Genomic DNA, 26,275 nt, shown 5'->3' on the forward strand with positions numbered 1-26,275 from the left:
TTACAGCGATATTTGGTTAGGGAAACGGTCTTTAAGCCTTTGGTCGTGTGTTACAATAACCAGCGCGGTGCCAAACTGCTTTGCAAGGCCGCTAAGCATATCGGCTACGGTGTAGGCATTTTCGTCGTCAAGGCTGCTGGTGGGTTCATCGGCTAGCAACAGTTTGGGCTCGTTAATAAGCGCACGCGCTATGCTAACGCGCTGCTGCTGGCCAATACTGAGTTGCGATGGTAGTTTGTGCTCCTGGCCTTTAAGCCCTAACTGCTCCAACAGCTCTTTAGCTTTGGTTTCGGCCTGTTTGCCGGTAGCCAGCCATGAGGCAAGCACCACGTTTTCGAGCACGCTGAGCGATGCCACAAAGTAGTTTTGCTGCAACACCAGCCCTATATTTTTACCGCGAAATGTATCGAGTTTTTTTTCTGAAAGTGTGGCAATATCAGTACCTTCTACAACCACCTGGCCGCTTTGCGGGCGCAAAAGGCCACCCAAAAGGTGCAGCAGCGTGGTTTTTCCGCGTCCTGAACCACCTGTAATAAGCAGGCTGTCGCCCGATGATGCCGTTATATCCGGAAAATTGAAATCGGTGCCTTTTCCATACGAAAAATGGAGGCTTTTAGTATGTATCATACAAATATGTCGAAAATATTTGCTGCAAGTTACTAAAAGGTGCAGGAAAATAAAAGCCGCAGGCAGTTAAAAACTGTGCGGCTTATGCAGCCTGGTGCTTCATATCAAACACCAGTAGTTGTCTTTCCTGCCCATTGTGCCCCGCCTGTGCATCTTTGCTAAGGTATAGCTTGTTTTGCAGCATGGCATACAGGCATTTGTTGTAAATGGCCTCGCGGCTGGCAAGGTCGGCACGGGTCAGGTCGAGCTTTATTTCAATTATAGTTCGAAGCGTGCTCGACTTTTTGTGGCTGTCAGGATAGGTATCGTAGTTTTCAGTAAGGTTAAAATCAACCAGTTCCAGCTTATGCTGCAACAATTTATCTAACACTTCACCGCAAACCTTGTCCTGTCTCACATTTTCTTCCTGCGGGACGTTTATGCAATCCCGGCAGTAAAAGGTTACGGTATAATTGTCCATCGCAATTCTTTTTTATACAAATTTACGGCGTTTAGCAGGCACGTTGTGCACACATTAACACAGCGCTAATATAAACTTTCCTTAAAAATTTAACGCTATGTTACAAAAAAATCGCAAAATAAGCTACTTTTATAACATCTTAATGGTTTTATAAAATATCAGCAATTTGGCAGTAACCTGCCCGCGGCAAATGCCGCATAACTTTTTATTGCATATTTTATAAAGAAAAATCATGAATACTCATACAATTGCCGTTATAGGCGGCACCGGAAAATCAGGCACTTACCTGGTTAAAGCACTATTACACAAAGGCTACCACGTTAAAATGCTTGTACGCAACCCAGAGCGTGTTGCCTTTTCAAACCCATTAGCTGAAATTATTACAGGAAATGTGACAGATTATGATGCTGTTTTAAAAACCATTTCGGGCTGCAATGCGGTTATAAGCACATTAGGTATAGGCATACCACAAAGTGAGCACACTATTTTTAGCCGGGCTACGGCCCATATACTTAAAGCCATGCACAATACAGGCATTAGCCGCTACATTGTTATTGCGGGCCTTAACGTAGATGCACCCGGCGATGCCAAAGGCCCGGCTGCAAAAGCCGCCACCAGGTGGATGTATACCAACTACCCTACCAGTAGCCACAACCGGCAGGAGGAATACACCCTACTGGCCGAGAGCAATGTAAGCTGGACCATGGTGCGCCTGCCGATGATTGCCCTTACCGATGCCCAACCGGAAATCAGCATTAGCCTGACCGATTGCCCGGGGAACGCCATAAGCGCCACAAGCCTGGCCCGGTTTTTAATAAACCAGATTGAGGAGGATGGCTTTGCGGGGAAGGCCCCGTTTATAGCAGATAAGTAACCTGAAGCCAGCCCCTGAAATGGGCTGGTATTTGTTTTGGATACAACCCTCCGCAATTTGGATACAACCCAAACCGGTAAATCCTGCGAACTTTGTAGTGTTCAATTATCACATCATTAAAATACTATTTATGAGCATCAAAAAAATAAACTTAGGAAACCAGGGCCTTGTAGTGCCTGCTGTAGGCCTGGGGTGCATGGGTATGTCGCCCATTGCCGGGGCCGATATTTATGGCAAAGCCAATGAAAATGAGTCGATTACCACCATACACCGTTCGTTGGAGCTGGGCGGTAACTTCCTGGATACGGCCGACCTGTATGGCCCGCTACTTAACGAGCGACTGGTAGCCAAAGCCATTGCCGGTAATCGCACCAGCTATACTATAGCCACTAAATTTGCCTGGGAAATTGATGACAATGAGCAAATTACATGGCGCATTAACGGTAGGCCGGAGTATGTAAAAAAGGCCGCTGAACGATCTCTTAAAAACCTGGGCACTGATTATATAGACCTGTACTACATGCACCGTCTTGACCCCGAAGTACCTGTAGAAGAGACTGTTGGCGCCATGGCCGATTTGGTTAAAGAAGGCAAGGTACGCTATCTTGGCCTTAGCGAAGTAGCAAGTGAAACCATTCGCCGTGCACATGCCACCCATCCCATAAGTGCCCTGCAATCAGAGTATTCGCTATTTGAACGCAGTGTAGAGGAGGCCGGAATTCTTGACACGGTTAAAGAGCTGGGTATCGGTTTTGTACCCTATTCGCCACTGGGCAGGGGCTTCCTTTCGGGTGATCTGAAAAGCCCTGATGATTTACCGGAAGACGATTTCCGCCGTACCATACCTAAGTTTCAGGGCGAGCAGTTTTACAAAAACCTTGAGCTTGTTGAAGCCATTAACCAACTCGCTAAAGATAAAGGAATTACAGCATCGCAACTGGCCATTGCATGGACAGTTAATAAAGGTTTTGTGCCCATTCCCGGTACAAAACGAATTAAATACCTGGAGCAAAACATTGAAGCTGCGGATATTGTACTATCTCCTGCCGAAATCGAGAAGCTGGAAAGCATTATACCTCTTGGGACCGATACCGGACAGCGCTATAACGACTGGGGCATGACGCTTGTAAACCTTTAATTTTAAAACAATTGCAGAAAAGCCATCGCATAGGTGGCTTTTCCTGCTTATCTTTATGTTATGAAAAAAACTGTATCCACACACGTTGTACTCGACTCAATATCAGATGTTCACCGCCTGCTGGGACTACCGCAACCGCTGCATCCGCTGGTTAGCGTGATTAACCTGAGCGATGTGCCCTGCGTTATAGACGACCAGGTTACCAGCCTGTTATACAATTTTTACTCTATTTGCACCAAGCGCGATTTTAACGGCAAGATGAAATATGGCCAAAATTACTATGATTTTGACAATGGTATTATGACCTTTTTCGCTCCTGGCCAGGTAATTAGCACCCAGGGCAGCGATGTGCGCGTTAACGGCATGTGGCTGGTATTTCACCCTGATTTTTTAAGGGGATATGCCCTGGACAGGAATATTAAGGATTGTGGGTTCTTTTCGTATGCCACACACGAGGCACTGCACCTTTCTGACGCTGAGGAAACCATGGTTAACAACCTGATGCTGAGCATTGAAAAAGAATACAAACAGCCCATAGACCAGTACAGCCAGGATGTTATGGTGGCCCAGATTGAGCTGCTGCTTACCTACAGTAACCGCTTTTACAACCGGCAGTTTATTACCCGAAAGATTGCCAATAACACCCTGATTGCCAATCTTGAACAATTGCTTACCGATCATTTTAACGGCACCGACCCGTGCTTGCCAAGGGTTAAGGATTTAGCCGACCACCTTAACGTATCACCCGGTTACCTTAGCGATATGCTGCGTGCCCACACAGGCCAAAGCGCCCAGCAGCACATACACAACAAGCTGATAGACAAGGCCAAAGAAATACTAAGCACCACCCCACTCACGGTTAGCGAAATAGCCTACCGCCTGGGGTTTGAGCATCCCCAATCATTCAGTAAGCTGTTTAAAGCCAAAGAAAACATAAGCCCGCTGGAGTACAGGAAACAGTTTAATTAGCGGTCAGCTTGTTAGCTGTTAGCTTTCAGCGATTAGATTTCATGTTAATTACAACATTTTGAAGCTTATAAATAGCTGACAGCTGAAGGCTAATTGCTGAAAGCCAGCTACAAAATCCCCTCATCGGCAAAGCTCATATACGCTTTTTCGGTTATAATCACATGATCCAGTACCTTGATATCCAAGGCTTGTCCGGCCATTTTAAGCTGGCGGGTAATCTGGCGGTCGGCATCGCTGGCATTCAGTGCTCCCGATGGGTGGTTGTGCGATAAAATGATACCTACTGCATTGTGTTCCAGTGCTGTTTTAAATACCAAACGGGCATCTACCACTGTACCGGTAAGCCCACCTTTACTCAGCTGCGCCTTGTAAATCACTTTGTTAGAGTTGTTTAGATAGATGATCCAGAACTCCTCGTGGGGCAGTTCGCCAATAATGGGCTGCATGATATCAAACACCGCCTTGCTTGAGGTAATCTGCTTTAAATCAACACCTTCCTCTTCCCTGCGGCGGCGGCCAAGCTCCATGGCGGCGGCAATAGTAACGGCCTTGGCCTCGCCTATGCCTTTAAAGCCCATAAGCTGTTTGTGGCTCAGTTTACCCAGCGCATTTAGCTTATTATCAACACTTTTCAGTATGCGTTTACTCAGTTCAACAGCGCTTTCGTTACGGCTGCCGGAACCAATGAGGATAGCTATCAGCTCGGCATCGCTAAGTGCGGCCTTGCCCTTTAGCATCAGTTTTTCGCGGGGCTTATCGTCTTCAGCCCAGTACTTTATGGAGAAATTGCCCTGTGTGTCTTCCATGAATGTTAGATTGGTTGGGTACTAAAATAGGCAATTTTCGCATCGGTAAGGCAATATGGGCCAACTTCTGTACGTTAGCCCTATAAACCAACCACTTATGAAATACCTGTTACTCCTTTTCCTCCTGGCATGCGCCCAATCTCCCACCGCCAACATAGCTGATAACCAAGCACCTGCACCTGAAAAAGACTTCTACGGAAAGCTAAGCGATGCCGCCCTGCAACTCACTGAAAATGAGGTGGAGTACGACCCTACCTACTATAAAATCCCCTACCCAAATGGCGACGTTCCTAAAGGTAAAGGCGTATGTACCGATGTGATTATCAGGGCTTACCGTGCCCTGAACATCGACCTGCAAAAGGAAGTACATGAAGATATGGCAGCTAACTTCTCTAAATACCCAAAAGCCTGGGGCTTAAAGGCTCCGGATACAAATATTGACCACCGCCGGGTGCCCAACCTACAGGTTTTCTTTACCCGAAAAGGCGAAAGCATGGCCATAACTACCAAAGCATCAAACTACAAGGTGGGCGACATAGTAACCTGGATGCTACCGGCAAACCATCCGCATGTAGGTATTGTGGTAGACAAAAAAGGTGCCGATGGCCGCTACAAGGTGGTGCACAATATAGGCTCAGGCCAAAATCTTGACGACTGCCTCTTCGACTGGAAAATTACCGGGCACTATAGGTATAAAAAATAATTCCATATAATTACTTAATAAACAGTAACTTACTAAAAAATACATTTAACAAACTGAATAAGAAATACTTAATGCAATTTTTAGCTTAATATTTCACTTTCGGAGTTTGAAATGCATCATTAAAACGTATCGTATATTTACAAGTTGTATTGTGTATTTACAAGTTCGGCACATTTTTCAGCTTTAATTTTTCACTTTTAGATTTTAGCATGATGCCATCAGGGCCACCAATCAAATTTTTGACGATTTCAAATGCAAACATTTTGGTCGCTTCAAAAAAAATTCACGATATATCGTGAATTTTAATTGGCACGTTACACAAACCGGTTAAACGATTTCCAGTACTTGTCTTTATAAATATCAGCTGATATTTTTAGCCTGTTGCTATATTTTTTCTCAACGTCATAAAACATTTTAGAGGGCAACCTGAAATCTTTACAGGCATAATAAATTTCGCGCAGGCCATTATTAGTTTCATGCCCCAGGTAAAGGTAACCTTCATAGTCTTTTAGTACAACGTCAAGCCCATTTTCAATTTCCCGCAGCAGCCCATCTGTTTCGTCATCTGGCATTGTGCCTTCAAATTTAAGGCTCAAAATGGCTATCCATGGGTGTGAGGCTTTAGCATCCCAATCAAGTAGGGTTGTGTTCATGGTGGCAATAACAAAAGTACCATCCTGCAATGCAGCTTCAAAAACGCTATAACTGTCGTCGGCTGTATTATGCCGCATACCACTGTATTTTTCTACAAATTCTTTCTCGCGCCATATTAAAAAAGACTTCAGTTTTTCAACAGGCACCAACTCTGCCTCAGCCTGGGTGGGACTTTTAAAACTTATATTATCTATAAGCGCCATAAAATTTAACTCGCCCAGCAGGTGGTCTAAAAACAGAAAAGTTCCCTTTGCAATATCTGCATGGTTATCATTCCTGTACTCTTTATGTACAATAGTAATATCAATCTCATCCGGATAGCCCTGTAATTCATTAGCATAAAAACTAACGGTATCATCATTAAAACTATAACCGGCCATATTTACAGCAGCGTTATCAATACCATATTCAGGCTTAAGTGCTGTAAACCGCCAGCCGGGCAATACAGGTGCAGCAGCCACCAGCTCCTCAACAAAAGCTATTGTTGTAGCATCGCCCTCTGCGGTAAGTATAAGCTCGGCAGTACTGTCATCATACATTCCTACCAAAAACCAAATACCATTTTTAATTTGCTCAAGATGAGGCTGAAGCTTATTAAAAAAGGCCTTCTCAAGATTATCCTGTTTATTTGTTGCTTTATGAAAATCCTTTTCATGCTTAGTAAACCAGGCCCAAAAATCAGCATAGTTTGTTATGGTTGCTACTTCTTTTTTGTTGTTGAAGAGTTTAAATAATTTCATGATTGGCAGGAGGTTTGTTTTGGCTAATATACACAATACCCCCAGTCTTTACAACTGTGCACCGCAGCCCAACCTCAAACTTTATACTTTAAACTTTAAACCTGCAACAAAAACTATATCGTTTGAAATTTTCATATCTTAGCATAAGTGTAAAACAAACATTTATAAATTATGCTTAAGAAATTACTTTGCGCACTTGTACTGTCTACAGGTGCCGCTTTTGCCCAGGAAGTACCGCCACCCACCCTGCCCGTATTGCCGTTTAACCCTAAAAACCCCGGCATACACGACCCCGTTATGGCTAAGGAGGGCGATACGTTTTATGTGTTTGGCACCGGCCCCGGCATTGCTACCATGTACAGTAAAGACCTGAAAACGTGGACAGAAGGCAAACCCATTTTTGAAACCACACCTGCCTGGGTGCTTGAAGCCTTGCCTCATTTTAAGGGCGATATCTGGGCGCCTGACGTTATTTTTTACCAGGGGCAATACCACATTTTTTATGCCTGTAATGCCACGCCCGGCAAACCCGATGCGGCTATAGGCCATGCCACCAGCCCCACCCTGAACCAGAAAAGCCCCAACTACAAGTGGACCGACCAGGGCAAGATTGTGCAAAGCGTGCTGGGGCGCGACCAGTGGCAGGCCATAGATTCGAATGTAATTGTAGACGATGCCGGTACGCCCTGGTTTGTATTTGGGTCGTTTTGGGACGGGCTAAAGGCCGTAAAGATGACTAAGGATATGAAAGGCTTTAGCCACCCCGAAGAATGGCACACCATTGCGCGCCGCCCCACTGCCCAAAAGCCTTACGAATATGGCCTGCAGGACAGCCAGATTGAAGGCGCTTTTGTATACAAACACGGCGACTACTACTACCTTTTTGCCTCGTTTGATATGTGCTGCCGCGGCGTAAACAGCAACTACCATGTGGTGGTGGGCAGGTCTAAATCAGTAACCGGCCCTTATGTGGACAAGGCTGGCTATGACATGATAGACGGCAACGGCACCGATATTGCCATAGGCGATGGCGTTAAATATGCTGCCCTGGGCCACAACTCGGTATATAAAATAGACGGTAAAGAGTATTTTGTAGCACATGGCTATTCTATTGCCGATGGCGGTGCCAGCAAGCTTATCATTACCGAATTAAAGTGGGATGCCAACGGCTGGCCGGTGGTTCAGATAAAGTAGTTTACAGTCTCAGTCACAGTTTACAGTTTTGCGGCTGAGTGTAGCTATTCCCCTCCTCCGGTGGGGTGCCCGTAGGGCGGGGTGGTTTCTTTATATTATAAATCCCACCCCAGCTTCGCCACCCCTCCGGAGGAGGGGAATGCCACTCATTCCCTAAAAAATTACTCCAGTTCTTCGCAGTCAAAGCCGCTAACCAACAACAGCGTAATAACGGGTTCGGCAATATCATCTCGGCTGTCTATACGCAAAATATTATCACAGTCGTCAAGGTCAAAATTCCATCGGGCATCCGGCAGCAGTTCGTCAAGATACAGCGCCAGCTTGCGGATGTCGTTCTCGGTTTCAACCGAAGTTTTAAATACGTAAATCATACTACATTATAGTTTAGACTCAAGGGTAACACAAAGCTTTGTGGACTTCAAAATGATTTTATTTTTGAAGCTTTGTGCTCTTTGTGATCCCGATAGCTATCGGGATTGGTGGCCTTTGTGTTAAAAAATACCGTGCACCGTAAAGCCATAGTTTACAATCCTTTTTTACCCTCAAGCCAGTAACCCTGGGTATGCACCTTTCCTCTGGCAACACCCTTCAACGCCTTGCGGAATGCCTGTACTGATTTTACATTGCCCGTAAGCACAAAAACGGCATCGTGCCACCCTGCATCCTGAAAAACAGAAAGGCTGCCAATACGTTTCGGGTCGGTACACGAACCATCTTTACGCAACACCACGCAGTTTTCGAGGCCCAACAGCTGCGGCACACCCTTGTTTTCTTCGTCCAGCTCAAAGTAAAATCGAAACTGCTGCCCGTTGTGCTTAAACGACCGGTAGAACGACATGGCCGCCGCCAACGATGTTTCATCGCCAAAAAACACATATTTTTCAACCGAATCGTCATAATACTTATGGCCGCGGGGCTGGGCAACGTCTACGGTATCGCCCGGTTTAAGGGCACCCATAAACGCATTGCCCGGCCCGTTGCCGTGCAGGTGCACCAAGAGCTCCAGCATACCGGTTTGGGCATCAATAAAGGTAGGGCTGTAGCGCCGCACATCGGTATCGGTTACGCGGAAATCCATATAATAGCCTTCGCGGAAATCCAGGAGGGAAACATCGCCCACAAGGCGTATCTTTTTTAGCGATGGCGAAAGCATTTCTGTACTGCTAACCTGTAGCTGGGGCAGTTTTGGCATAAGGCGTTCAACCACGTCAAACAGCCATTTTGGTGCACTGGGCATAATTGTTCGTTTTTTGATACTGCAAATGAACGCCGTATACAAAAGGCAAACCATGCCGCGCAAAAAGTAAGTATTGGACTAATCGCGGTTTTTGCTCCGGAACTCCAAAGCCGTTATACCGGTGGTTTTAGCAAAAAGGCGCGAAAAATAAGGATAATCGTCATAACCCAAATCGGCTGCAATTTCTTTAACCGATTTACCGGAATGTACCAAAAGGCGTTTTGCCTCAAGCGCCACGCGCTGCGCAATGTGGTAGGTAACGGGGTGGCCGGTGGCGTTTTTAACGCATTCGTTAAGGTAAGGTACAGATATGTTAAGGCTTTGCGCATAATAAGCCGGGCGCTTTTGCGAGATGAAACTGCGCTCAACTTCCGTTTTAAACGCTTTGGTAACAGCTTCAAACCTTGGGAGTGTTTCGGCCGTTTGCGGGCGCGCTATAAACTGGGCAGCAATAAGGCCCACCAGCGCATTGCAGCTGTCTTTAAGCAGCGGTTGGTATAACTTTTCGTCCTTACGCTCATACAGTTTCAGGCAAAGCGATGCCGCCTCCATAAGCAGCGCAAAAGCCTCGCCCGATAAAGAAAGGGGCTTAACAGGCGCAATACTTTGCAGCAGCGCCAGATACTCCGGGTTAAGGTTTTCTGTATTAACCATAAGCGCCACAAACTTAACATCAACAAGCGCTGCCACGCGGTGCACCTGTAGCGGGTGTATGTAGCCTATGGACTGTGGCGTAAGGTTGTAATCCTGAAAATCGACCACAATGTGCGATGTACCCTTTTCCTGCAAAAAGAAAACATGGTAGGCATCACGGTGTACCTGGTTTATTTCGTCAATATCCTCTAAATCTTCAACCGATGCCCGCGCAATGGCAATGCCCAGCCCAAATTCATTAGGCATGGTGTGCACGGGTATGGAAGCCGATTTTTTTGACATTTTTAATTTTTGTTCAAAGTTTCAGGTTTCAAGTTTAAAGTTGCTTACTCAACCCTTTAAGAACTTGCGAGTGAAGCTATTCCCCTCCCACGGAGGGGTGGCGAAGCCGGGGTGGGACTTTAGTGCGTAAAAACCCTCCCCACCCTACGGGCACCCCTCCGGGGGAGGGGAATCCACTCAGCCGTTAAAACAACGAGTGAAGCTCATTCTGACTTCTAATTTCTGACTTCTAAATTAAATTCTTCACCTCCTCAAAATCCAGCCCGCCGTAGTTGCCGCTGCTCATAAGCAACAGTGCTACACCTTTAGTGTCATACTTCAGTTCATAAAGATATTGCTTAAAGGCTGCCGGGTTGGTATATATAATCAGGTCTTCACGGTTAAAAGCATTGGCAATCTGGTCGTAGGTAACTTCTTCAAGCTGCTTTATCTTAACGGCATCGGGGCTGTAGAAAACCACCGCCACATCGGCCGCATCAAGCGCACCACGGTATTCTTTAAGAAACTCCGCGTTAAGGCTGCTGTAGGTGTGCAGCTCCAGGCAGGCAATCAGCGTACGGTCTGGGTACTGCTCCTTAACCGCCCTGGTGGTAGCCGCCACCTTGCTGGGCGAATGCGCGAAGTCTTTATAGGCTACGTTATGGCCGTTTTCAGCAATTTTTTCAAGGCGCTTGCTGGCCCCTTTAAAGGTGGCAATGGCTTCGTAAAAATCGGCTTCGTCAACGCCCATACACTGGCACACCCACTTGGCACCGGCCAGGTTGTTCAGGTTGTGTGCACCGAAAACTTCAATAGGCATAGGCCCCTCGGGGGTTTCCAGCAGCGTAGTGCCGTTGCTCACGGTATACTCCGGTGTGTTGTACGGAATCTTACGAATTGGGTTCGTTGCCGCCTCAGCCACGCGTTTTACCTCAGGGTCGTTTTCGTTATAGATTAAAATACCGCCGTTGCTTATCTTCTGTATGAAAATTTCAAACTGCTCTACATAGTTTTCATAAGTGGGGAACACGTTAATATGGTCCCACGCAATGCCGCTAATCAGGGCAATATTGGGCTGGTACAGGTGAAATTTAGGCCTTCTGTCCATTGGGCTGCTCAGGTATTCATCGCCTTCCAACACAATAAAATCATTGTCTTCGGTAAGGTGCACCATGTTGTCAAAGCCTTCCAGCTGCGCGCCCACCATGTAGTCAACCTCCACATTATTATAGCGCATAACGTGCAGAATCATACTGGTAATGGTGGTTTTGCCGTGGCTGCCGCCTATTACCACACGGGTTTTGTTTTTGCTTTGCTCGTAAAGAAATTCGGGGTAGCTGTAAATCGTCAGCCCCAACTCCTGCGCACGCAGCAGCTCCGGGTTATCGGCCTTGGCGTGCATGCCTAAAATTACGGCCTCAATATCGGGCGTAATCCTTTCGGGGAACCACCCCAGCTCAGCGGGCAGCAGGCCTTTTTTATCAAGGCGGGTGCGGCTGGGCTCAAAAATGGCATCATCGCTGCCGGTAACGTTATATCCTTTATCAAAAAGGGCAAGGGCCAGGTTGTGCATAGCGGCGCCCCCTATAGCTATAAAATGTGTGCGCATGTGTAAAGCCGCTTTTAGTGCGGTTAGCCAAAAGTAAGCATTTGGCACGAAATACCGTTTTATACCGCTAAAACTGAATCTTGTTAAAATTAACCTAATTTTTTGTTAATTACCTGTTTTATAAAAACACCCTAATAATCAATTAATTATCTTTAACAAAACCTTTAAATCTCCTTACTATGAAGTACCTCACACGGCTGCGGCCGCTGCTGCTCGTTATGGCAGCATTTTTATTTGTTCAATGCCAGGATGAATATCTGGAAACAAACCCTCAAACTACTTTATTAACTAACAAAGCCCGCCACAGGATACTTACCGGACATGAAGCTCAACAAAAAAGAGATGAGCTTAAATGGTATTAAGAAAAGGTAATGGTATAGAGAAACTTGCCAAAAAAGTAAACTCAGACATTACTAAAGCCCGGACTTTAAATGATGTTGAGCGTTACATTGATTATACCGAAGTATACCAAATAAAGCAGCGTAACGGTATAACTAATTTTACATACCGCATAAACCTGCCACAAACGGGAGATGATATTTTTTATAATGTAATAATGAAACGCGACAGCGCATCTGGTAAAAGCAAAACCGTATTATTAGAATACCGCATGGACGGCCAGTTTGCTGATGATTATTTTGAACTTAAGGCCGATTTTGGCAATTTCAGGGGCCATATAGCATTTGAAGTACTGGATGTTGAAGATGGTTTTCCTTGTGAAGAAGAGCCATATAACCCTATACCCGTACCTGGCGAAGGTGAACCCGGAAACGGCGGTGGCGGTGGTTCATCAGGCGGCGGTGGTTCATCAGGTGGTGGCTCAGGCGGCGGATACGGCTACAGCTATAACCAAACGCTGGTGCAGGCACAAAACCTTGCATTAGTCAGTGCGGCAGCGCAAGGTGGCAGTGATACAAATAATGATGGGGAAGACGATGAAGAATATGAAAACCGTGTTAGATGGTATTTGGTTAGTAGATCTCCAAGATACCTTCGCTTAAATGGTGGTGAACCCGTACTGGTAGACCCGTCAAACCCTTGTGGCGAAGATCAGGAGTTAGGAATTTTGCCGCCAAGTATTTTAATTGACAGGAATTTTAAAAGAGATTATCCATGTCAAACGGAAATAATTGAAGATGTCATAAATAACAATTCTTATTTGAGTGAAATCTTTCTAACTTCATTCGAAAGCAATAATTATTACAATGTACAATATTAGGAATAATACAGTTGCTTCGACTAATAATCCTGCAGCAAATGCCGCAACAAAAATAGGTCCTTACATAACTGATAATGATGGAAACATTATTTATACCTATATAACTACATTTAAAAATGATTATCTCAATACAGTAACAGATTTAGCTATAGCAACAACAACCATACATGAAAGTATACATTCCATGCTGTTTTTTTTAAAGCAAAATGGTTATTTGAATTCTATCTCTGAAAATTCAAGTTATGAAGAATTGATGGAGGCTTTTTGCAATTTGTTAATAACGTCCGGATATAATCCGTTTACACCTATCACAGGTACACCTCAACACGATATAATGTTTCATTTAATTGGAAATATAGCTGATAGCTTGAAACAATATGGGGTGAGTAAGGGATATAACTTACCTGATAGTTATTATAACGCTATGGCATGGGGTGGCTTGACAACAACTGATGCATTTAATGAACTATATAGAGATTCGAATGGAAATTTGAATTCCGATGGAGAATATATATATGGCACTATATGGGCTGAAGAACATAATTCTCCTGCGCAATATAGTGACGGCAGTCCTGTTCTCCACTTAGGCCACCAAATTATTCCGTTAAGTCCTAAATGCCAAAATTAATAATATGAAAAAGCTCCTGTTTATCTTACTTTCAATTCCCTGCTATTGCCAGCAACTTTCTAATGATGCAAAAGAAATAGCAACTCTTGAACTTAACAGGGTAACAAAAGAGTATCCGAACAAAAGAAGAACGGGAGATACTTTGTTTCTTTACCGCCAGGCAGCACCTGTACAACATTTAGGAGAATTGAAAAAAGAGCTGGTTGAAAATGGCACCTTCACAGCACAGGAAGCTAACGATATTTTTGGTGTAGATAGTATTCCCCACTTTAAAACAGAAGAAGTCAAAGAATGGACTAACAATATGTTATTTGAAAACCGTACGTTAAAACTGATAAATAGTGAAAACAAAAGTATAAACCCCAAATATATAGGCGTATACAAGCATTGGCTATCCGTTCCAGTTATAAGGCAAGACAGAAAGTATGCATTTATATTCCATAGTATTGATGAAGAAGGCGGCTATGTAGATATTTTTATCTTTCGTGATAAAAAATGGAGCTTTTTTAGAAGCATAACGTTATTCATAATCTGATGAAAGCCCCAAACGGGGCTTTTTTTGTACCTTTATAAAAACGCCTAAATATGAAATGGTTAGTAGTATTAATAACAGTTTGGTGCAATGCCCAGTCTCCCATAATTTCAATGGAAGATATGGCAGATAGCAAAGTAGCAGGTGCATGGTACAAAGATGTAAATAACGAATTTGGAAAATTTGTTGGCACCTGGAAATTTGAAAACACGGCTACAAATACATCATTTACCATAAAACTTCAAAAAAAAGAATCTTTTTATATCCCATTATTTAATTACTATCAGGACTTGTTAGTAGGTGAATACAGATATGTACAAAATGGCGTGGAGATTGTAAACACACTCTCAAATTTAAATGTATTACATACAGATGAGTACGATTATAACATTACAGGATATGTGTTATTAGACGTTAACACAGCTACTTTAGGTAGTAGAAAAAAAATTTTACTAAATTTTAAAGACCCTCAACGAGATTACTTAGATGTAAATATAATTGTAACGTTTATACCCGCCATGATTGGATCACCTGCAAAAATTAACGTAACCTGGGGAGGCCAGCTATCATTTGTTGAAGAAGGCCAACCTACTGAAATAAGGGTTCCCGAACAGGAATACATTCTCACAAAACAACCATAACCCAAAGCTCCAAAAGGGGCTTTTTTGTATCTTTATAAAAACTCCTCAATATGAAATGGTTAGTATTTTTAATCGTATCAACCTGCTATTGCCAATCACCAGTACTACCTCTTTTGGATGTTGCTGATAACGACATTGCAGGTGCATGGTATAAAGATTTAGATAATGAATTTGGAAAATTCATTGGTACATGGAAATTTGAAAACACTGCCACAAACACTTCTTTCACAATAACATTGCAAAAGAAAGAGGCGTTTTATATTTCACAATTTAATCATTATGAAGATTTGATAATTGGCGAATATAAGTATGTGCAAAACGGTGTAGAAATTGTTAATACGTTATCAAATTTAAACATAAACCATCCAGATGAATATGACTACAATATAGTACTAACATCGCTCGTAGACATTTACACTTCTACTGTTGGTAACAGAAAAAAAATAATATTGGATTTTGAAGATCCTGAACGTAATTACCTTGATGTAAGCATTATTGTAACCCATATTGATGCAATGATTGGAACACCTGCAAAAATCAAAGTAAACTGGGGAGGGCTCTTAAACTATGTACGTGAAGAAGACGGCCCGTTTACTGAAGTGCGTGTACCACAGCAAGAATACATTCTCACAAAACAACCATAACCAAAAGCCCCAAACGGGGCTTTTTTGTACCTTTATAAAAACGCCTCAATATGAAATGGTTAGTATTTTTAATAACAGTTAGTATTTCTTCTGCACAAAATAAAGATGCAGAAATGAATATATTAAAACTCGAATTAACCCAATATCCAGATCTTGTAAACCAATCTTTAAGCTTAGCAGATACTATTGTAATTCGTCCGGAAACTGCAAATTTTAATGATAATATTGCTGCGTTAAAAACCTGGTGTTTAAAAACAGGGGAATTAACACAAGAGCAGGCTAATGAAATTTTTGGTGAAATACCTGAAAAATCTTACCCTAAGCCCAACTGCCCCTCAATTTGGAGTAAAGACATTTTTAAAGGCCAAAAGGTAATCTTATTTGATAAAAACATACATACAACGTATACAACCCAACGCAATAAAGAAACTAAAAAGGTGGTAGGTATAAATATTTTGAGTTTAACCTGTCCATGGATAAAAAATGACGGTAAATATGCTTTAATAGAAACCTTTAGTGAGCATTATGGAGGAATACTCAGTATTTATAAAGAAATGGATGGAAAATGGCATTTAATCAAAAGATTTCAGCTTTACTATACTTAAAATCCAAAGCCCCAACCGGGGCTTTTTTGTACCTTTATAAAAATCCCTCAATATGAAATGGTTAATCATTTACTCCTTATTAATCCTTTCCCTTGCCTCCTGCTCATCTGTAAAAAGAGACAGGCAGGTAATAAATGCTTTTTTAGATCCACAGCTTACCAAAAAACAGTATGACACTATTTTTGTTGTTGAAAAACCTGTACCTTCAAGTGGAATTCTAAAACTCTTTCAAAATCCAAATAAAGATGAATATAATTCATATACTTTAATAAAGATTGGCAACCAAAACCTTGCCATGCCACTCGACAGCCTAAAAATTAATAAATTAGACACATTATTTCAGAAAGAAGTTAACTGGACAAAAGAAGACTTTACGCTACCTGTACAAATTGCTACAGGCAACCTAAATACAAATGAATTCATAAGCAGCCATTTATCTCCTAAAAATCACGTTTTATACTTGTCTAAACCCGTATATACTAAAGATAAAAAATATGCTTTATTCTGTTTAGATATCAGGGCGATACCCATATCGTCTGCTTCAAGTTTAATTGACTATAAAGACCTTATTATTATGGAAAAAATAAACGGCAAATGGATTCACACTGCCGTAATTACAGATAACATGATAGAATAAAACCAATACACTATATTTGGGTACAATACTAAACCCATGCCCAAAAACCTCAACATACAGCTCACCCATTACAATACACCTGCCCTTGGTGCGGCATGGGGCACCCATTTTGAGTTTGAGCCCGGCGTTACTATACGTAATACCGATATAACCACTACTGACTGCAATGCCGTGGTAAGCCCCGGCAACTCGTTTGGGTTTATGGATGGCGGGCTCGACCTTGCCCTTTCGCGCACATTTGGCTGGGGCATACAAACCGAGCTCCAAAACAGGATTAAACAACTCCCACTGGGCGAACTCCTTGTGGGCCAGGCCGAAATTATACCTACCGGCACCACGCCACAATATGTAGTATGCGCCCCCACCATGCACGTACCCGGCCCGGTGGCAGAATCGGTTAATGCTTACCTGGCCATGAAAGCCATACTTTTGGCCTGCACCTCGCGCCCCCAAATACACAGCGTTGCCGTACCCGGCCTGTGCACCGGCACGGGCAAAATGCCTTTTGAAACCGCCGCATACCAAATGTATGTCGCCTACTGCGAGGTTATAAAAGGCCAGGTACCTGAGTTTCCTGTTTTTACCGATGCCACAAAGTATGACCTGGCGCTGCGCAAAAGGAAAATCTGATTATTTTTACATTTTAATACCACACCATGCACCAAAGCATCCTCAACAAGCTATCTGAAATAGAAAAACAGCACAACATAACCATACTGCACGCCGTAGAATCGGGCAGCCGCGCCTGGGGTTTTGCCAGCCCCGACAGCGATTATGATATCCGGTTTATATACAAGCGCCCGGCGGTAGAATACCTTTCCCTTTGGGAAAAACCCGATGTTATAGAATTCATGACCGCCGAAGACCTCGACGGCTCCGGGTGGGACATCAATAAAACCCTGCAACTATTGGCTAAGTCTAACGGTGCGCTGCTGGAGTGGCTTTTTCCGCCGGTAACCTATTATACTAACCCGGAATTCCTGGCACAAATGCAGGATTTTGCCGCGCAGTGCTTTTCACCCGTTGCCACGCTGCACCACTACCTGGGCACCACCAAAAACTTTATGGAGGTTTGCGATGCCGAACACGTTAAGCTTAAAAGCTACTTTTATGCATTGCGGTCGGCTCTGGCAGGCAAGTGGATTATTGACCACAACACCATTCCGCCCGTGGCTTTCGCCCAACTGCTGCCCCTTGCGCCACATGAAGTACAGCAAAAAGCACAGCAACTGCTGGCCATAAAAGCCGGGCAGGATGAAAAATACCTGCATCCGCGTGAGGCGGTAATTACCAATTTCCTTAAAGAAATCATAGAGTACAACCGTAACAACGCCGCTAAGCTGGGCGCAGGCCATAAGATAAACGCCCAATTGGAAACTTTTTTCCGCGAAGAAATACAACGTGCATGACCATAGACGACCTTAAAAACCGCAACCTTATATTGTTTGAAGCCATAGCGGGCAGCAAGTCCTTCGGGCTTGACACACCCATGTCTGACACTGATATAAAAGGTGTTTTCTACCTGCCTAAAGAAGTCTTTTACGGCACCGAATACATTCCGCAGGTTAGTAACGAAACCAACGACATTGTATATTATGAAATAGGCCGTTTTGTAGAACTGCTCACTAAAAACAACCCCAATATACTCGAACTTCTGGCCTCGCCGCAAGACTGTATTTTGTACCGCCATCCGGTTATGGAGCAGTTGCAGCTCAGCGATTTCCTGTCAAAACTTTGCAAGGAAACCTTTGCCGGTTATGCCGCCACACAAATAAAAAAAGCCACAGGCCTTAAAAAGAAAATTGTAAACCTGGTAGACAAAGAGCGCAAAAGCCTGGCCGATTTTTGCTATATCCTTTCCGGTTACAGTACCCTGCCGCTACAGCAATGGCTTGTAGAAAACAACCTGCAACAAGAGCAGTGCGGCCTGGTTAATATACCGCACAGCAAAGACGTATATGCCCTTTTTACAGACACCACCGGCAACCTGGGCTACAAAGGCATAGTGCGCGATGCCCATAGCAACCAGGTACTCCTTTCGCCTATACCCAACAGACAAAAAGAAGCGGCTTACCTTTACTGCAATAAAGATGCCTACTCTTCTTACTGCAAAGAGTATAGGGAGTATTGGGACTGGGTAGAAAAACGCAACCAGGAGCGCTACAACACAAACAGCGGGCATGGCAAAAATTATGACAGCAAAAACATGATGCACACCATAAGGCTGCTGCAAAGTGCCCTGCACATTTTAACCAAAGGTACACTAAACGTAAAAGTGCCTAACCGCGATGAACTATTAAACATCAAGGCAGGCAATGTAGAGTATGACCACCTTATGCACACCGCCGAATCGCTTTTAAACGCCATTGAAACCGCCGCCCAAACATCTCAGCTACCGCCAAAGCCGGATAAGGCAACCGCAGAAAAACGTTTGGTTTCTATAAGGACATTTTTATATAAATAACCCAAGTCCCCTGTGTGGGGCTTTTTTGTACCCAAACTTTACAACTGCCTCCCAACCTTTTGCAAAAAAAGGTACTCTTATACGTACAGGCACTACTGTAGCGTTATTAAAAAAGCCGTACATTAATTGCACCGTTCGGGCAATCCGGCAACCAACAACCATCAACTGTTAACCACATGAAAAACCTCATCATTGCATTGCTCTTTACCCTGGCCGCCACCGCGCAGGATTTTACCGGCCAATGGGATAACATTATGAAACTCGAAGCACAGGGTGAGTTTAAAAAAGCCGCCGCCGCTACCGATGCCGTTTATGCCCTTGCCCGCAAAAAACGCAACGAGCCCCAGCTGCTCAAGGCTTTCTTTTATAAAAGCAAATACCTGCAAATGCTTGAGGCCGATGCCCAGGTTATAATACTTAAAAACCTGCAGGCCGAAATTAAAACCGCAACACCCGCCACCGCCGCTTATATGGAGAGCCTGTATGCCCAGATGCTCTACGCCATATATATGGATAACGGCTACAATTACTCGCAGCGCACCAATGTGGCCTCCCCCACCCCCGATAATTTTAAAGAATGGGGCAACCAAAATTTTACCGATGCCATAACAGCCGCCTTTGCCCGCAGCATTGCCAACCGCGCACTGCTGTATAAAACACCGCTTTCTGCCTATGCCGAAGTAGTAGATTTTGCACCCGTGCTGGCAAAAACAAAACGTTCGCTGTATGACTTTTTGCTGGAGCCTTACCTCAATTACCTCAATATGAACATTCCCTATCGCAACAGCTTGCCAAAAGAGCAACTGGCAAAGGTGCTGGGCGATGAGCACGCTTTTCAGCAGGTGGTAGTAAACGACAGCCTTGAGAGTGCGCCCCTTTTAAAGCTGTGTAAGGATACCGAGGCTTTTTACATAAAACAAAACGACAGCTACAGCCTGCAACGTGCCATTTTGCGCCGCCTGGGCTATGCAGAGCGTTACCGGTATCAATACCCCGAAGCCCGTACCATGCAGCTACAAACCTATGGGCAGCTAATAACCCGCTGGGGAGACAGCCCTTTTGCCTACCGTGCCATGATACAACAGGCTGATTTGCTGGTTAACCTGGCCGATAAAAAAACAAACCCGCAATACAAACGGCAGGCGCTAAATATTTTAAACACCATTATATCCGCTAAAGATAAAAACGATGTTACCCCCGAAGCCGAAGCACGCAGGGCGCCCATTGTTAGCACCACACTTAGGGTAAAGGCACAAAGCTATGTTTTACCGGGGCAACCCTCTTTGGCACAATTTGATTTTAAAAACCTTGACAAAGTGCGCGTTGCCATTTACAAACAGCCTTACCCTAAAAACACTGACAGGTATGGGGCTTATGGCAACAATAGCTCATATAACGACAGCCTGCTGAAACACGGCACACCTGTACTGGTTAAAGAATATACCCTGCCCAAAACACAGCCTTACTTTAATTATACTACAGAGGTGGCATTACCTGCTTTGGAAAAAGGATGTTACATTGTGGCCTTTTGCCCCGCCACAACAAATCCCGACAGTAACGAATATGCGTTTGTAGGCATACAGGCTACAGGGCTGTCTTTGTCTAAGCAACAAGCAAACAAAACAACGCAGTATTTTGTAACTACAGCCACTACCGGCGCTCCCGTGCAGGATGCCCTGGTGCGGTATGACTCCTTAACCGTAAAAACCAATAAAAACGGGCGTGCCGACCTGGCGCATAATCCTGATAACAACCGGTACACACCGGTTACCATAACCTTTGAGGGCGATACCCTTACCTCATCTTTTTACAACTATTACCGCAATTATAACAATAATGATGATGACGAAACAGATGTAAGCGTAGCCCAATATTTAGACCGTGCCATATACCGCCCCGGCCAGAAGGTATTTTTTAAAGCCATTGCCACACAAAGAAAAAACGGGCAATACAGCGTTGTGCCCAATGTGTTTTTTAATATTGAAGTTTCTGATGATAATAACAATGTAGTGTATAAAGCGCGCTTAAAAACCAATGATTTTGGTTCTTTTGCAGGTGAATTTGCCCTGCCTAAAAACGGCATGACAGGCGATTATACGTTTGAAGTATCTGAAGATGAAGAGCCCGAAAAAGACCCGGCCTACAATGCCGCTAAAGACGAGCACCCGTTTTGGGGCCACGCTTCGCTAAGCAGCAGCTACACCTATTTTAGTGTAGAAGAATACAAGCGCCCCACCTTTGAGGTTAAATTTAACCCCGTTACCCGCGCCTATGCCCTTAACGACAGCATAACCACAACCGCAACGGCAAAATCGTTTAGCGGGGCTCCGCTGGGTGGTGCCCGGGTAGTTTATACCATTCGCCGCACAGTACAGCACCGTTTTGGTTACTCGCGCGATTACAGCTCAGGAAACGATTACACAGGCGGGCTTGTGGCACAAGATACCATTACTGCCGATGCACAGGGTAATTTTACCATAACTTTTAAGGCAGCTGCCGATGATAAGGCCGTAAAGTCGGGCATCACATTTATCTATACCGTATATGCCAATGTTACCGATGTAAACGGCGAAACCCGCAGCGGTGAGGCTTCGGTAAAGGCCAGCTCAATATTGCTGTTCCCCGAGCTGGCAGTACCCCAGGTTATTGATGAACAAAAAGGAGGCACGGTAATGTTTACTGTAAACAATAGCAACAGCCAGCCGCAAAAAGTAGCAGGCACACTAAAGGTATATAAAAATACAGGCGCAGGCCGCCTGCTTACAAACAGGCCATGGCAGGCACCCGAACTACAAACCATACCTAAAGAGGAGTTTATCCGCCTGTTTCCGCACGTGCCTTATGAAAAACGTGAGGCCGATACCCTGTTTGAAGCTAAGCCTTATTTGGTAAAAGAAATACACACAGGCAAAGACAAAAACCTGCAGCTTACTGATTTTAAAAACTGGCCATCGGGCACATATAAAATGGAGTTTGTGGTAAAAGATTCGCTGGGGCGCGAAGAAAAAAGCACCAAAGACTTTACGCTCATCCGCAAAAAAGACACCTACCTGCCCGATTACGAACTATTTACTTTCACTATCATAAACAATGAAGACGCCTACAACAAGGGGTATGCCGAAGTGGAAATACGCACCGCCCTACCCATATTGTATGCCAACCTTGTAGCCCATGCCAATAATAAAGTGTTGCACGAACAGGCCGTAACGGTTAAAGGCGGCAGGGCTGTGGTAAAAATCCCTGCACCAAAAAACCTTAATGCACAAATGGGCATAAATATGGACTTTGTGTGGCAAAACCAGCTTTTTACCGGCCAGGCAATTGCAGCCATGTACAAAGACCCTGAGCCTGTTACCATAGAAACCGAAACTATTAGTAACAAACTGGCCCCGGGCAGCGAACAAAAATGGTCGTTTACCATAAAAAACGGCAAAAACAACGAAGCCGAGGTACTCGCAGGTATGTATGATGCCTCCCTCGACCAGTTCAGGGTATCCGGGTGGGATAAGCCTGAAACCTATTACTATCCGTTAAGCTATATTGGCAATAAAGAGTTTGCAACAGAAGGCACACGTTACGGTAGTTTTGACAATGGCGATGTTGACATAGATAACCCCCAGAAAAAGAGCGATAGGTTTTATATGTATGGCTTTGATATTGTAAGCAGGGACAATTATTTCATACAATTTGAACCGAAATCGCAAATTAAAGAACCGGGCGATGAGGAGGTAACAGGCACGGTAACCCTGCCGGATGGAAATCCTTTACCTGATGTAAACGTAACAATAAAAGGTACACATGAAGGTACAAAAACTGATTATAACGGTAAATATACCCTTTATGTAGCCAAAGGAGAAGACCTTATGTTTAGTTACTACAACACCTGGAAAACTGTAGAATATACACCCGGTAAACGCGTAGAAAATGTAATACTGGATGTAGATGTAGATGATTATGTAATAGGATACGGAGTAAAAGAAAACTATTATGCCATTGCCACAGATAGCGTTGCTGTTGCCGGAGATTTAAATTATGAAGTAGCCTACGAAGTAAAATTTAAGCCTCTAACCCGTAAAGCAAGGGTGTGGAATGAAAGATCTGAAAGTGCGGCTTTAAGCGCTGCATCACTGGAAATTGAAGGCAGGTCAAACGCCAGCTTCATACAAACCCTACAGGCACAGGTGCCGGGGCTTAACATCTCTACAGCTTCAAGCCGTGCAGATGGTACAGTGATTTTAAGGGGCTACGCTGCTATGGATGCCAGTGTACAGCCGCTGTATGTTATAGACGGCGTTCCGCTAAATGCCGACCAGTTCCGGGAAATAAACCCTAATGATGTGCTCTCTGTCAGTGTGCTTAAAGATGCATCGGCTACAGCCATATACGGCAACCGTGGCGCTAACGGGGTTATTATCATCAGTACCAAAAAAGCAGCAGAAGAACTTGCCGCAGTGCAAACCCGTAAAAACTTTAACGAAACGGCTTTCTTTTACCCACAGCTTACTACCGATAAAAACGGCAGCATTACCTTTAGCTTTACCACCCCCGAAGCGCTAAGCGAATGGAAGCTGCGCCTGCTTGCGCATACCAAAAAAGGCGTGGGCGGTTATTTTGAAAATAAATTCTTTACCCAGAAAGACCTTATGGTGGTGCCTAATATGCCGCGTTTCCTGCGGGAAACCGATACTGTTACCATACAGGCTAAAATAACCAACCTGGGCACCGAGCCCCAAACCGGTACCGCCATGCTGCAATTGTTTGATGCCGTTACCTTTGAGCCTGTAGATGCACAAATGCTAAACGCCAATAGCACAAGGCCGTTTACCGTTGGCGCAGGCGGCAATACATCGGTAAGTTGGCAGGTGGCCGTACCCGTAGGGTTACAAGGTGTGCAATATAAAGTAGTGGCTAAGGCCGGTAATTTTACCGATGGCGAAGAAAACATACTGCCCGTATTGCCCAACAGCATGCTGGTTACCGAAAGCCTGCCGCTGTGGGTGCGCGAAAACACTACCAAAACCTACACGCTCGAGAATTTTAAAGGCAACACTTCCTCTACCCTGCGCCACCAAGGCATAACGCTGGAGTACACAAGCAACCCGGCTTGGCTGGCGCTTAAATCGCTGCCCTACCTTATGGAGTATGAGCACGATTGCAGCGAGCAGTTGTTTTCCCACTACTATGCTAACAGCATTGCCGCACACATTATAAACAGCAACCCCAAAATTGCAGGCATATTTGCCGAATGGCGCAAGGCGGGCATTACCCCAAGGCTGGAACAAAATGAGGAACTTAAAAACATACTCCTTGCCGAAACCCCGTGGGTGTTGGATGCCCAAACTGAGGAAGAGCAAAACAGCCGCCTGGCCCTACTGTTTGACCTCGATAAGATTAAAAACAGCCTTACCGCCAACCTCAAAAAGCTGGAAGAACGCCAGAGTGCCTCAGGTGGGTTTGCATGGTTTCCGGGGTATAACGATAGTGAGTACATTACCCGCCACATTGCCGCCGGGCTGGGCCACCTGCAAAAACTGGGCATAGCCCCGGCAGACAGTACCCGCATATTTGGCATAACCCAAAAGGCTGTAAAGTATATAGACGGGCAGTTTATAAATTGGCACAAGCAACAGGAAAAAAACCGTAAGAAAAACGATGCGTTTAAGATAATCAATCCGTATAGCGATTTGCATTATTTATACACCCGTAGTTTTTACCTGGAGCAGTACCCTGTGGGCGATTCGCTAAAGGCGGCAATAAAGCCCTACCTGGCTTATACCAAACAAAAGTGGAGCACCTACAGCCTCTATGAAAAAGGCCTCGCAGCATTGGTTATGCACCGCTTTGGCGAAAAGGCCACAGCACAAAAAATACTTACCTACCTTAAAGGGTCAAGCGCTAATAATGAAGAGATAGGCATGCACTGGCTCAGCAACAAGCCGGGCTGGTGGTGGTACCAATCGCCCATAGAAACACAGGCGTTGCTTATTGAGGCTTTCGCCGAAATTGATAACGACGCCAAAAGTGTAGATGCCATGCGCGTGTGGCTGATTAAGCAAAAACAAAACAAGCACTGGCCCACCACAAAAGCTACTACCGAAGCGGTTTATGCACTGCTTATGAAAGGCACCGACTGGCTAAGCGTTCAGGGTACAACAACGTTTACACTGGGCAGCACCGCGGTTTTAGACAAAAAGCTTTCGGAAACTGAAAAAGAGGCCGGTACCGGCTACATAAAAATGCAATGGAAACCGGAGGAAATCACGCCTGATATGGCTACCCTAACCGTTCAGAATAATGGAAAAGTACCCGGATATGGCGGACTGTACTGGCAGTATTTTGAAAACCTTGATAAAATAAAGCCTGCGCAAAAGGGCATCATGAGTGTAAAGAAAGAGCTGTACCGCAAAAACACCGCCGTGCAAAACATAACCCTTGAGCCCATAACCGAAAAATCGCCGCTTAAGGTGGGCGACCTGGTTACCGTGCGCCTGGTGGTTACCCTTACCGAAGATGCCGAATATGTGCACCTTAAAGATATGCGTGCCGCTGCCTTTGAACCGGTTGATGTACTAAGCGGCCATCATTACAAAGACGGCCTGGGCTACTACCAAAGCACCCGCGATGCCGCCACGCATTTCTTTTTCGACCGTGTAAATCGTGGCACTTATGTATTGGAGTATGACCTGCGCGTAAATAATGCAGGCGAATTCAGCAACGGCATTACCACCATACAAAGTATGTATGCGCCTGAGTTTAGCGGGCATACACAGGGCATAAGGGTAAAAACGGAGTAAAAAGGTAACAAAATAACAAAACCCCACCTGTATAGATGGGGTTTGCTACTTTTAACTAAACTTTCTATTAATCTAAGCTTGTTGAGGTGATGTATACCTAACTTAAAATTGGATTGTTGCTGCCCATATAACAGGCCACAATTAAAATACCCTACCTGCAAAACAAAAAAAATCCGCATTAGCGG

General features: G+C 44.5%; 25 protein-coding genes. 17 read left to right on the forward strand and 8 right to left on the reverse strand.

Annotated features, from left to right (window positions below; genetic code table 11):
• Both AM279_RS10685 and AM279_RS10690 read right to left on the reverse strand, forming a co-directional pair.
• Positions 1-627 carry an ABC transporter ATP-binding protein gene (locus tag AM279_RS10685; protein ID WP_054407965.1) on the reverse strand — a complete coding sequence of 209 codons (627 nt, stop codon included), beginning with the start codon at positions 625-627 and terminating at the stop codon, positions 1-3.
• Positions 628-709: 82 nt separating this feature from the next.
• A complete protein-coding gene (locus AM279_RS10690; RefSeq protein WP_054407967.1) occupies positions 710-1,087 on the reverse strand; it encodes a hypothetical protein in 378 nt (125 codons plus the stop codon).
• Between the two features lie 232 nt (positions 1,088-1,319).
• Between AM279_RS10690 and AM279_RS10695 the strand changes: the two genes are divergently transcribed.
• The 3 genes from AM279_RS10695 (at position 1,320) to AM279_RS10705 (ending at position 4,068) form a co-directional block, all read left to right on the forward strand.
• On the forward strand, positions 1,320-1,961 hold the full coding sequence (locus AM279_RS10695; RefSeq protein WP_054407969.1) for an NAD(P)-dependent oxidoreductase: 642 nt from the start codon (positions 1,320-1,322) through the stop codon (positions 1,959-1,961).
• A gap of 130 nt (positions 1,962-2,091) precedes the next feature.
• On the forward strand, positions 2,092-3,099 hold the full coding sequence (locus AM279_RS10700) for an aldo/keto reductase (RefSeq protein ID WP_054407971.1): 1,008 nt from the start codon (positions 2,092-2,094) through the stop codon (positions 3,097-3,099).
• Between the two features lie 60 nt (positions 3,100-3,159).
• Positions 3,160-4,068 (forward strand): helix-turn-helix domain-containing protein, encoded by a 909-nt coding sequence (locus tag AM279_RS10705; RefSeq protein WP_054407973.1) that lies wholly within the window; start codon positions 3,160-3,162, stop codon positions 4,066-4,068.
• 107 nt (positions 4,069-4,175) lie between these two features.
• Here the strand turns inward: AM279_RS10705 and radC are convergent, their stop codons facing one another.
• On the reverse strand, positions 4,176-4,874 hold the full coding sequence (gene radC, locus AM279_RS10710) for a RadC family protein (RefSeq protein WP_054407975.1): 699 nt from the start codon (positions 4,872-4,874) through the stop codon (positions 4,176-4,178).
• 97 nt (positions 4,875-4,971) lie between these two features.
• Here radC and AM279_RS10715 point away from each other — a divergent pair, with 97 nt between their 5' ends.
• Positions 4,972-5,577 (forward strand): DUF1287 domain-containing protein, encoded by a 606-nt coding sequence (locus AM279_RS10715; protein WP_074961376.1) that lies wholly within the window; start codon positions 4,972-4,974, stop codon positions 5,575-5,577.
• Positions 5,578-5,891: 314 nt separating this feature from the next.
• Here the strand turns inward: AM279_RS10715 and AM279_RS10720 are convergent, their stop codons facing one another.
• Positions 5,892-6,971 (reverse strand): DUF695 domain-containing protein, encoded by a 1,080-nt coding sequence (locus AM279_RS10720; RefSeq protein WP_054407977.1) that lies wholly within the window; start codon positions 6,969-6,971, stop codon positions 5,892-5,894.
• 171 nt (positions 6,972-7,142) lie between these two features.
• Here AM279_RS10720 and AM279_RS10725 point away from each other — a divergent pair, with 171 nt between their 5' ends.
• Positions 7,143-8,165: a family 43 glycosylhydrolase gene (locus tag AM279_RS10725; RefSeq protein ID WP_054407978.1), complete on the forward strand. Its 1,023-nt coding sequence runs from the start codon at positions 7,143-7,145 to the stop codon at positions 8,163-8,165.
• 161 nt (positions 8,166-8,326) lie between these two features.
• On the opposite strand, the gene AM279_RS10730 is transcribed toward AM279_RS10725, so the two are convergent.
• From AM279_RS10730 to AM279_RS10745, 4 genes are all read right to left on the reverse strand, one after another.
• Positions 8,327-8,536: a hypothetical protein gene (locus AM279_RS10730; RefSeq protein WP_054407979.1), complete on the reverse strand. Its 210-nt coding sequence runs from the start codon at positions 8,534-8,536 to the stop codon at positions 8,327-8,329.
• Between the two features lie 152 nt (positions 8,537-8,688).
• Positions 8,689-9,402, reverse strand: a complete 714-nt coding sequence (locus AM279_RS10735) for a siderophore-interacting protein (protein WP_054407981.1) — start codon at positions 9,400-9,402, stop codon at positions 8,689-8,691.
• A 78-nt stretch (positions 9,403-9,480) separates the two neighbouring features.
• Complete coding sequence (locus AM279_RS10740) at positions 9,481-10,338, reverse strand: AraC family transcriptional regulator (RefSeq protein WP_054407983.1); 858 nt, start codon at positions 10,336-10,338, stop codon at positions 9,481-9,483.
• Between the two features lie 229 nt (positions 10,339-10,567).
• Entirely contained in the window at positions 10,568-11,926 is a 1,359-nt protein-coding gene (locus AM279_RS10745; protein ID WP_054407984.1) for a UDP-N-acetylmuramate--L-alanine ligase, read from the reverse strand.
• A gap of 179 nt (positions 11,927-12,105) precedes the next feature.
• Here AM279_RS10745 and AM279_RS10750 point away from each other — a divergent pair, with 179 nt between their 5' ends.
• From AM279_RS10750 to AM279_RS10805, 12 genes are all read left to right on the forward strand, one after another.
• Positions 12,106-12,288, forward strand: coding sequence for a hypothetical protein (locus AM279_RS10750; RefSeq protein ID WP_054407985.1), 183 nt, complete (start codon positions 12,106-12,108; stop codon positions 12,286-12,288).
• Entirely contained in the window at positions 12,279-13,145 is an 867-nt protein-coding gene (locus tag AM279_RS10755) for a hypothetical protein (protein WP_054407987.1), read from the forward strand. Before AM279_RS10750 ends, AM279_RS10755 begins: the two co-directional genes overlap by 10 nt.
• Positions 13,132-13,773, forward strand: coding sequence for a hypothetical protein (locus tag AM279_RS10760; protein WP_054407989.1), 642 nt, complete (start codon positions 13,132-13,134; stop codon positions 13,771-13,773). Before AM279_RS10755 ends, AM279_RS10760 begins: the two co-directional genes overlap by 14 nt.
• Before the next feature lie 4 nt (positions 13,774-13,777).
• On the forward strand, positions 13,778-14,308 hold the full coding sequence (locus tag AM279_RS10765) for a hypothetical protein (protein WP_054407990.1): 531 nt from the start codon (positions 13,778-13,780) through the stop codon (positions 14,306-14,308).
• A gap of 50 nt (positions 14,309-14,358) precedes the next feature.
• Positions 14,359-14,946 carry a DUF6705 family protein gene (locus AM279_RS10770; protein WP_143090295.1) on the forward strand — a complete coding sequence of 196 codons (588 nt, stop codon included), beginning with the start codon at positions 14,359-14,361 and terminating at the stop codon, positions 14,944-14,946.
• Between the two features lie 50 nt (positions 14,947-14,996).
• Positions 14,997-15,590, forward strand: coding sequence for a DUF6705 family protein (locus AM279_RS10775; RefSeq protein ID WP_143090294.1), 594 nt, complete (start codon positions 14,997-14,999; stop codon positions 15,588-15,590).
• A gap of 50 nt (positions 15,591-15,640) precedes the next feature.
• Positions 15,641-16,195 carry a hypothetical protein gene (locus AM279_RS10780; protein ID WP_054407995.1) on the forward strand — a complete coding sequence of 185 codons (555 nt, stop codon included), beginning with the start codon at positions 15,641-15,643 and terminating at the stop codon, positions 16,193-16,195.
• 52 nt (positions 16,196-16,247) lie between these two features.
• The gene (locus AM279_RS10785; protein WP_054407996.1) at positions 16,248-16,832 is read left to right on the forward strand and encodes a hypothetical protein; all 585 of its coding nucleotides are present in this window, start codon (positions 16,248-16,250) and stop codon (positions 16,830-16,832) included.
• A 36-nt stretch (positions 16,833-16,868) separates the two neighbouring features.
• Entirely contained in the window at positions 16,869-17,462 is a 594-nt protein-coding gene (locus AM279_RS10790) for a macro domain-containing protein (RefSeq protein ID WP_054407998.1), read from the forward strand.
• 26 nt (positions 17,463-17,488) lie between these two features.
• Positions 17,489-18,241, forward strand: coding sequence for a nucleotidyltransferase domain-containing protein (locus AM279_RS10795; protein WP_054408000.1), 753 nt, complete (start codon positions 17,489-17,491; stop codon positions 18,239-18,241).
• On the forward strand, positions 18,238-19,296 hold the full coding sequence (locus AM279_RS10800) for a DNA polymerase beta superfamily protein (RefSeq protein ID WP_054408002.1): 1,059 nt from the start codon (positions 18,238-18,240) through the stop codon (positions 19,294-19,296). Before AM279_RS10795 ends, AM279_RS10800 begins: the two co-directional genes overlap by 4 nt.
• Before the next feature lie 176 nt (positions 19,297-19,472).
• Positions 19,473-26,090: an alpha-2-macroglobulin family protein gene (locus tag AM279_RS10805; protein WP_054408004.1), complete on the forward strand. Its 6,618-nt coding sequence runs from the start codon at positions 19,473-19,475 to the stop codon at positions 26,088-26,090.
• The last annotated feature ends 185 nt before the right edge of the window (positions 26,091-26,275 follow it).

The organism is Flavobacterium akiainvivens, from assembly GCF_001278115.1.
Taxonomy (GTDB): domain Bacteria; phylum Bacteroidota; class Bacteroidia; order Flavobacteriales; family Flavobacteriaceae; genus Flavobacterium; species Flavobacterium akiainvivens.